An 8,054-nucleotide genomic window follows, 5' to 3' on the forward strand; every position below is an offset into this window, starting at 1 on the left:
AGACGACGCCGGTCCAGCCCCAGTTGTCCCAGCCGATCCAGTCCAGCAGCGGCTTCCAGGTCTGGGAGGACTCCTGCCAGCGGTAGAGCCCGCCGATGTCGGTGCGGGCGTAGATGAGGTCGGCCTCGGTCTCGTTGAAGACGATGCCGCCGACCCAGCCACCGCCGTTCACGATCGCGTTGCGCCAGGCGTAAGTGTCCTTGCAGCGTCCGGAGGCCTTGGCTTCGGCGGCAGTGGGAACGGCCGCGGCCGCCACCGCGGCGGCGCCGAGTGAAGCGGCGAAAGTGCGTCGTCGCACGTGTACTCCTGGGGGAGAGGGATGGTGAGGGTGGAGGGTGCCCAATTAACTGACTAGTTAGTTTGGAGTCTCAACATAACAGGTGATCGCCTCGGTGGCAACCGGATGCGGAGGACCTTGCGTCAGCGCATGCCCGCCGCATCGAGCAAGGTGGCCACAGTGGGCACGATGAACCCCTCGAGGCTCTCGGCTCCGATCCCCGCGCGGGCGCTGGCGCCGTCGAACACCAGCGTGAGCTGCCGGGCGAGCAGGTCGGGATCGCTCGCCCCGCCCCGTTCGGCCTCGGCGCGGAAGAAGGCCGTCAGGTTGCCCTTGACCCGCCGGGCGACCCGGCTCGCGGGGTGGCTTCGATCCTTGAGCTCGATCTGCACCGACAGGTACGGGCAGCCCCGGAACTCGGCCTCGCCCGCCTGCGATTCCACCTGCTCGAAGACGTGCAGGGTCCGCTCTCGGGGGGCGCGATCGTCGTCCGCCGCCGGCAGGAGGGCCGCCACGTAGGACGAGGCGCGCCGCTCCAGGCTGGCCGCTATCAGCTCGTCCTTGCTCTCGAACAGCTGGTACATCGAGCGCTTCGACACACCTGCCGCTTTGCACAGCGCCTCGATGCCGATGCTCACCCCGTCGCGGTAGGTGAGCGTTGCCGCCGCTTCCAGCAGTCGCTCTCGAGAACTCGGCTTCACCTCGGTCATCATCTGGCCAGGTTAGCGCGATTCCGGCCAGATGAAAACCGATCGGTTTTTTATTGCCAGTGAGGCTTGCATTCGGAAACCGATCGGTTTACAGTTGTGGAAACCGATCGGTTTCCTGCCGCTCGGATGATCACGAGGAGTTAACGAGATGTCCGACGAGCAGCCACGTCCCACGATGCACATCGCGGGAACCACCAGCCACACCATCCCGGGCGGCCCCGGGCGCGATGGGACCCTGCGCTACCTCAAGGCCGGCAGCGGAGCGCCGCTCGTCCTGCTGCACACCGTGCGAACGCAGGCCGAGCACTTCCGATCCCTCATCCCATTGATCTCCGGTCGATACACCGTGTACGCCCTCGACCTCCCGGGCATGGGCTACTCCGAGATCGTGCCCGGCGCGTCGTACGAAGAACCCGCCATGCGAGCGGGCGTCGAGCGGCTCCTCACCCACCTCGATCTCCGGGACGTGACGCTGGTCGGTGAATCCATGGGCGCGACACTCGCACTGACCACCGCCGCCGAACTTCCAGAGCGGGTCCGCCGCGTCGTAGCGGTGAACACGTACGACTTCCGCGGAGGCATCGCCCGGTCCGGCCTCCTCGCCCGCGCGGTGGTCAGCGGAGTCCTCGCTCCGGGGGTGGGCCCGGTGATCGCGGGAGTCGAGCCCAAGCCCGCCATCCGCACGATCCTGCGGGGCGGACTGGGCGACAAGAACGCCCTGCGGGAGGACTACCTGGACGAGCTCCTCAATGTCGGCAGCCGTCCGGGCTACCCGATCGTGGCCCGTGCCGTGTATCGAAACCTGCCCAGCCTCATTGCGGCCCGCTCACGCTATCCCGAGATCAAGGCGCCCGTTCACCTCGTCTACGGGGAGCATGACTGGTCCCGGCCCTCGGACCGGGAGGCCAACCGAAGGCTGCTGCCCAACGCCGACTTCACGCAGGTCCCGGGCGCGGGCCACTTCATCGCCCTGGAGCGGCCCGACGTAGTGGCCGACCTGCTGAACACCGCACAGCGAGCCTCATCCTCGAACTGAAGCGACCGCAACGGCGGGAGCGCCATGACCCACTCGCTGGGTGTTCGGCTTTCGCCGTATCATTCCGCGGGCCCGGGATCCTCACTGTGGGCGATGCGCCACAGCACGAGGGCCACGGCGGCACGTTGGCGCCCGCCGGGCCGTGCCAGCGCGATGTCGAGCCGGGCCTCCAGCCACGCGAGGCGTTCCTGGAGCGTGGAGTGGTGCACGTGCAGGGTGTTCGCGGCCTGGCGCAGGCTGGTCTGGTCGAGTGCAGCCTGGAGTGTGTCGATGATCCAGGGATGTGTCCTCAGGGCTTGGTCCAGCCGTTGGACTTCGGGCACCGCTGCGGCCTCGGGCGGTGTGAAGCGCTCGGCAAGGGCGGCGACGGCTCCGAGAGCCTCGTAGCGCACCACCGATGCGCCCGGCCCATCGACGCGATCCACCAGACGAAACGCGGTGGCGGCGCGTTCGAGTGCGGTCGGCAGTTCCGCCGGTTCGCCCGCCACCGCGGTGCCCACCCGCAGGCCGGGCGGAAGGTCCGGGGTTCGGGGAACCAGCGCGACCGCATACCGGCCCAAGGTCGTCGCGAGCGGCCCCTCCGTCCCAGGGGCAGCGCCGACGATGACGGTAACCGGGCCGGTGAGGCCGAGTGCCTTCACGGCGTTTCGGCGGTCGCTGTCGGCGGCATCGGCGTCGCACGCGACCCGGATCAGGGCCCCAGGGGTCCGCGGGTCGGGTTAATTGAGAGCCTGGACGGTCCGCGCCGCGCGCTCCAGCAGGAGCGAGTCCAGCGGGTCGGCCGCCGCGTCGGGTCGTTCGAGCCAGACCCGGGTGCCGATGCGTCCCGGCACCGCCAGCCGCGCCGACGAGACGTGCTCGGTGTCCGGCAGCCGCCTGCCCGCGGGGTCGAACCGGCGGACGACCCCGCGTTCGGCGTCGTGCAGGCCGGCGGGGCAGCCCGCCAGCGCCGCCATGGCGCGGACCACGGCCGCGGCAGTGGCCCGCTCCTCGACGAGGCGGTCGAAATGATCGATGACGCGCAGCGCGGCGGCCGAGGGGTCGTCGCTGGACTCCAGCTTGCCGATGAGCTCACGCACACGAACCTCCTACGCCGCCCACTACTGCCTGAGGGTGAAGGCTAGCTCTCGCCTCAGGCTTCGAGGGCCCGCCGGATGAACTCGTCCCGGGTGGCGTTCGAAGCCCGCGACACGGCCGCATGCCCCGCCATCATGTCCGAGGCGTGGAAGGCACCGCCCCACATGTGCAGATCGACGCTCACGCCGGCTTGGGAGAGCCGGGTCGCGTAGTCGAGGATCTCGCCGCGGAAGACCTCCACCGAACCAGTGTCGATGTAGGTGCGCGGCAGGCCGGTGAGGTCTTGGGCGCGTGCGGGGGCGGCGTACGGCGACACGTCGGGGCCGCCGCGCCGGTCGCCGAGCAGAGCGGTCCACCCGAAGTGGTTGGCGCCCCGGTCCCACACGCCTTCGTCGTCGAGCATGCGGCTGCTGTGGGTGGTGAAGCGGTCGTCGAGCATCGGGCAGATGAGGATCTGGTGGCTGAGGTGCGGGAACGCCCGGTCGCGGGCGAGGAGCGCGGTCCCGGCGGCGAGGCCGCCGCCGGCGCTGCCGCCGACGATGATGAGCCGGTCGGGGTCGATGCCGAGATCGGACGCGTGCTTCGCCGTCCACGCCAGTCCGGCGTAGCAGTCCTCGACCGGCGCGGGGTCGGGGTGTTCGGGGGCGATGCGATACTCGACCGAGACCACGACGGCGTCACCGTCGGCGACGTACTGCAGGAACTGCTCGATCCCGGTCCGGCGGTCGCCGAGGATCATGCCGCCGCCGTGGATGTTGAAGATCCCGGCGACCGGGCCGCGGGCCTCGACCGGGCTGAGGATGAGCAGTGTGATCTCCGGTGCCCCTTCGGGGCCCGGCACTTGGCGCTCCTCGACCCGGACGCGACCGCCCGCCGTCAGGTCCGTCGGCTCCTCAGTGAGGATTCCCTCCGCCATGGTGGCCCTGAATGCCGGAAGCGTCTCGATCGTCGGTGTCGCCATGGCGGCCCGAATCATCTCCACGACCGGGACGAGCTCGGGGTCGAACGGCGGGCGCGTCGTCACGGCACCGAACACATCGTCGGCCACTCCTTCGGGATCTACGCTGATATGCCCCTCCATCCTCGACCGGCCTCGGACTCCGCGATACCCGCAGATGGCGGGAAGTCGGGCCCCGGCGCCCGCCAAACGGCTGCCTTACCCGGTCGGCATCGGTGCCGGGGACGACGCCGGCGTTCAAGCCCACACGCCTCCGACGACCACGATCCCGAGGAAGCCGGTCCCCCATCGCGGTGCTGCTCGTCATCAGCAACCGGTAGGTCAGGTTCGCGAGATAGGATGAGGACTAGGAATACTGCGTTTGAGCTGTGGTAACGCATGTTCAAGCGAGTGCGCACGCAATTTCACGTTGCATTCCCTGGCTGAATAGATAGGACTCCATGTGCTGACCCCCAACGTCATCGTCTGGCCCGGTCTTGGCGACATCGTGCCTTCTCGCGCACGGGTCCTGCGAGACGCCTTCCGCGGCCGGGGGTACACACTCTCGCTCTTCTGTATCGCGAGCTGTGACGTGGTTGCCGAGATGACCTCCACCGGCACCGACCAGGTCTCGGCGGCAGTGGGGGCGACTGGTGGCACCAGTGGGTTCACTGCCGTTGACGCCGAAGTCTTTGCCGCGGAAATGGCGGACTTCATCGAACGGGAACGGGCAGTGGGTAGCACCCGCCGCTGAATCCTCGCCGGCCCAGTTTGGCGAACCCCGGGCTGTCTCCGACGGCCCGGCGTTCGCTTGCCCGCGGCTCGGCAGCGTCGACGGCTTCTCGACCCTGCACCGGACGGGGCACAGCCGTCTCGGGGCGTAATCCCCTGGCGGTACGCGGATTGCCATCTCTGGCCTGATGCGCATGCCCATACCGTCGCCGCATCGTGAACTCCATGAAACGACGCAAGGCACTCAAGTGGAGCCTCATCGGCGGTGGCATCGGGCTCGGCGCGCTCGTCCTGGGCGGCGGTGGCACCGTCGCCTACCTCTACAGCCAGGCCAAGATCAACACCGTCGGCCAGGTCGACTTCGACAACGCGCTCGCCGTCCCGCCCCTCGCCGAATCGGCAATCGACGGCAACGGGGCCCGGGTGTTCCGTCTGGAGGTCCAGGCGGGCGAACGGCAGTTCAAGGACGGCCCGGCCACCCCCACGTGGGGCGTCAACGGCGCCTACCTCGGCCCGACGCTGCGGGCCAGTCGCGGCGAGGAAGTGGCCGTGGCGGTGCACAACGGCATCGACGAGACCACCTCCCTGCACTGGCACGGCATGCACCTGCCCGCGGCCCAGGACGGCGGCCCCCACCAGGCCGTCGAACCGGACGGCGACTGGACTCCGCAGTGGACGATCAATCAGCCCGCCGCCACGCTCTGGTACCACCCGCACCCGCACGGGCAGACCGGGAAGCACGTCTACCGGGGCGTGGCCGGCATGTTCATCCTCGACGACGACCAGGCCGACGAGCTGAACCTGCCCGCCGAGTACGGCGTCGACGACCTGCCGATGATCGTGCAGGACCGCAGGTTCCACGACGACAACACCCTGGACGAGGACGCGTCCTTCATCAGCTCCATCGGCATTCTGGGCGACGAGATCCTGGTCAACGGGACCATGGGCCCCTACCGGGAGGTGACCACCCGTCTGGTGCGGCTGCGGCTGCTCAACGCCTCGAACGCGCGGGTGTTCAACTTCGGCTTCTCCGACGACCGCGGGTTCGACATGATCGCCTCCGACGGCGGCCTGCTGGCCGCGCCGTTCCGCACCGACCGGATCCAGCTCTCCCCCGGCGAGCGGGCCGAGATCGTCGTCGCCTTCGCGCCCGGCGAGACCGTCGACTTGCGTTCGTACCCCAACTCTCCCGGACTCGGGGCAGACGCGCCGCAGCTGCGGTTCAACGGCGGTGAGGACTCCCTAGACGTGTGCCGGTTCACCGCCGCGGCGGAATTGACCGACGAGACCGAGGTCCCCGACACCTTGGGCGAGGCCCCCGACCTGGACCTGGACGACGTGGCCGCGGAGCGCTCCTTCGAACTGCTCGGCTTCGAGATCAACGGCGAAAGCATGGACATGAACCGCATCGACTTCGGGGTGCGGGTCGATACCACCGAGGTGTGGGAGGTCGTCAACGTCGACGGCGACACCCACAACTTCCACGTCCACGACGTGCAGTTCCAGGTCCTCGACATCGACGGACAGGCACCGCCGGAGTACCTGTCCGGCTGGAAGGACACCGTACAACTGGCGACCTCGAAGAGATACCGGCTGGCGATGCGGTTCAGCGAGTACACCGACCCCAACGTGCCGTACATGTACCACTGCCACATCCTCTTCCACGAGGACAGCGGCCTGATGGGCCAGTTCGTGGTCCTGGGAGAGGACGAGGCGATCGGCCGAGTCCCCGAATCCACAGGGGCCCACGACCATCCATGACCGCCGCGGGTGGATTGACGTGTCAGGTTCAGCGGGAGAAGGTCACGTGAATGGTTCCGCTGGGAGCCACCTCGCTGGTGACCTCGTAGTCCTGCTCGAACTCGCGGAGGTCCTCCCATAGGCGTTCGCCGCGGCCGAGCAGGATCGGTGCGATCCCGACGTGGAGCCGGTCGACCAGGCCCGCGGCCAGGTACGCCTTCACGACCCTGGCCCCGCCGCCGATGCGGACGTCGAGGTCGCCTGCGGTCTCCTTCGCGCGGGCGAGGGTCTCCTCGATGGAGGTCTGGACGAAGTGGAACGTGGTGCCGCCCTCCATCTCCAGCGTCGGTCGCTGCTCGTGGGTGAGCACGAAGACCGGGATGCCGAATGGCGGGTTGGGTCCCCACCAGCCCTGCCAGCTCGGGTCGTCGGGGTGGGCGTGCAGTCCGAACATGCCCGCGCCCATGATCTCGGCGCCGACGCCTTCGAAGTACGCCGCGGCGTAGTCGTCGTCGAGACCGGTGGTGCCCTTGCCGGGCCGGCCGAAGACGCGCTCTTGCATCGTCCTGGTCGCGACGTACGCCGCCACCAGGCGGTCCCAGTCCTTGCCGAACGGGTCCTCGGGGGTCTGATCGGTGGTCGTCGCGTACCCGTCGAGGGAGAGGTTCAGATCAACTCGCACCTGGCCCATTGCCTTCTCCTTCAAAGTGATTGTAAAATACAATCACTACCCTAACGCCGGAGCGGCGGCGGTGTCAAGGAGGGGTCATGGAACCGAGATCCGGGTGTGCGATCAACGCGGCGGTGGAGGCGCTGGGCGACCACTGGTCGTTCCTGGTGCTGCGGGATGTGATCTTCGGTGACCGCCGGTATTTCCGCGAGCTGCTGAACGGGTCGATCGAGGGCATCGCATCGAACATCCTCAGCAGTCGACTGAAGAAGCTCGTCGCCGCCGGCATCCTGACCAAGGACGACGCCCTGCGGGGCCAGCGGGCCCGCTACAGCCTCACCGAGGCCGGCATCCAGACGCTGCCGATCATCTTCGCGCTCGGCAACTGGGGTCTGGACTGGCGCACGGGTACGCCGGAGCTGCGCACGCGGCAGGAGCTCATGCGGGCCGAGGGCATGCCGTTCATCGAGGAGCTCATGGACGAGCTGCGCGTACGCCACCTCGGGGCCGCACCGGTCGAGCGGGAAGGCCCCGGTCCCCTCGAACGGCTCGAAGCGGCGTACCAGGCCGTGGCCGGTGGCGAAGCGGCGAAGGCCGGGGATGCGGGCTGAGGCGGCCGGGATTCTTGCGATTCGGGGACGTGGCTGCGGTTCGTGAATAGCCTCGGGAGCGTCAGTTTCGCAATTTCAGTGGAGGGAGACGTCGATGAAGATGTCCAAGAAGAAACGAACGAAGGTCGTTCGCCGCGTGGCGACGGGAGCGGTCGCCGCGTCGGCCGTGGGCGTGGCGGTCGCGGGGGTCGCCCTCGCCGCGCAGCGGACCGAGCAGGCCGTCCCCAAACTCCCGGCGCCGGGCGCGACCATCGAGGTGGACCT

General features: G+C 68.8%; 9 protein-coding genes and 1 pseudogene. 4 read left to right on the top strand and 6 right to left on the bottom strand.

What is annotated here, in order from left to right; all coding sequences use genetic code 11:
• Together FAB82_RS27035 and FAB82_RS10355 are read right to left on the bottom strand one after the other, a co-directional pair.
• Positions 1-298: pseudogene (locus tag FAB82_RS27035) on the bottom strand (xyloglucanase); the annotation flags it as partial.
• Positions 299-420: 122 nt separating this feature from the next.
• Positions 421-990, bottom strand: a complete 570-nt coding sequence (locus tag FAB82_RS10355) for a TetR/AcrR family transcriptional regulator (protein ID WP_136534460.1) — start codon at positions 988-990, stop codon at positions 421-423.
• A 145-nt stretch (positions 991-1,135) separates the two neighbouring features.
• Between FAB82_RS10355 and FAB82_RS10360 the strand changes: the two genes are divergently transcribed.
• On the top strand, positions 1,136-2,023 hold the full coding sequence (locus FAB82_RS10360; protein ID WP_136534461.1) for an alpha/beta fold hydrolase: 888 nt from the start codon (positions 1,136-1,138) through the stop codon (positions 2,021-2,023).
• A 59-nt stretch (positions 2,024-2,082) separates the two neighbouring features.
• Here FAB82_RS10360 and FAB82_RS10365 read toward each other — a convergent pair whose 3' ends face one another.
• The 3 genes from FAB82_RS10365 to FAB82_RS10375 all read right to left on the bottom strand — a co-directional run bounded on the left by FAB82_RS10365 (position 2,083) and on the right by FAB82_RS10375 (position 4,148).
• Complete coding sequence (locus FAB82_RS10365) at positions 2,083-2,664, bottom strand: helix-turn-helix domain-containing protein (protein WP_168801526.1); 582 nt, start codon at positions 2,662-2,664, stop codon at positions 2,083-2,085.
• Positions 2,665-2,742: 78 nt separating this feature from the next.
• Positions 2,743-3,102, bottom strand: a complete 360-nt coding sequence (locus FAB82_RS10370; protein ID WP_136534463.1) for a hypothetical protein — start codon at positions 3,100-3,102, stop codon at positions 2,743-2,745.
• Positions 3,103-3,155: 53 nt separating this feature from the next.
• A complete protein-coding gene (locus tag FAB82_RS10375) occupies positions 3,156-4,148 on the bottom strand; it encodes an alpha/beta hydrolase (protein ID WP_246039559.1) in 993 nt (330 codons plus the stop codon).
• A gap of 352 nt (positions 4,149-4,500) precedes the next feature.
• Between FAB82_RS10375 and FAB82_RS10380 the strand changes: the two genes are divergently transcribed.
• A complete protein-coding gene (locus tag FAB82_RS10380; protein ID WP_136534465.1) occupies positions 4,501-4,791 on the top strand; it encodes a hypothetical protein in 291 nt (96 codons plus the stop codon).
• Between the two features lie 203 nt (positions 4,792-4,994).
• Positions 4,995-6,530 carry a multicopper oxidase family protein gene (locus FAB82_RS10385; RefSeq protein WP_136534466.1) on the top strand — a complete coding sequence of 512 codons (1,536 nt, stop codon included), beginning with the start codon at positions 4,995-4,997 and terminating at the stop codon, positions 6,528-6,530.
• 28 nt (positions 6,531-6,558) lie between these two features.
• Here FAB82_RS10385 and FAB82_RS10390 read toward each other — a convergent pair whose 3' ends face one another.
• A complete protein-coding gene (locus tag FAB82_RS10390; protein ID WP_136534467.1) occupies positions 6,559-7,200 on the bottom strand; it encodes a dihydrofolate reductase family protein in 642 nt (213 codons plus the stop codon).
• Between the two features lie 77 nt (positions 7,201-7,277).
• Here FAB82_RS10390 and FAB82_RS10395 point away from each other — a divergent pair, with 77 nt between their 5' ends.
• Positions 7,278-7,790, top strand: a complete 513-nt coding sequence (locus tag FAB82_RS10395) for a winged helix-turn-helix transcriptional regulator (protein WP_136534468.1) — start codon at positions 7,278-7,280, stop codon at positions 7,788-7,790.
• The last annotated feature ends 264 nt before the right edge of the window (positions 7,791-8,054 follow it).

This window comes from Glycomyces buryatensis, assembly GCF_004912275.1.
GTDB lineage: Bacteria > Actinomycetota > Actinomycetes > Mycobacteriales > Micromonosporaceae > Glycomyces > Glycomyces buryatensis.

Excerpts from the sequence above, each read along its gene's own strand:
- FAB82_RS10355 (WP_136534460.1), bottom strand. The coding sequence starts at position 990 with ATGATGACCGAGGTGAAGCCGAGTTCTCGAGAGCGACTGCTGGAAGCG.
- FAB82_RS10360 (WP_136534461.1), top strand. The coding sequence starts at position 1,136 with ATGTCCGACGAGCAGCCACGTCCCACGATGCACATCGCGGGAACCACC.
- FAB82_RS10385 (WP_136534466.1), top strand. The coding sequence starts at position 4,995 with ATGAAACGACGCAAGGCACTCAAGTGGAGCCTCATCGGCGGTGGCATC.
- FAB82_RS10390 (WP_136534467.1), bottom strand. The coding sequence starts at position 7,200 with ATGGGCCAGGTGCGAGTTGATCTGAACCTCTCCCTCGACGGGTACGCG.
- FAB82_RS10395 (WP_136534468.1), top strand. The coding sequence starts at position 7,278 with ATGGAACCGAGATCCGGGTGTGCGATCAACGCGGCGGTGGAGGCGCTG.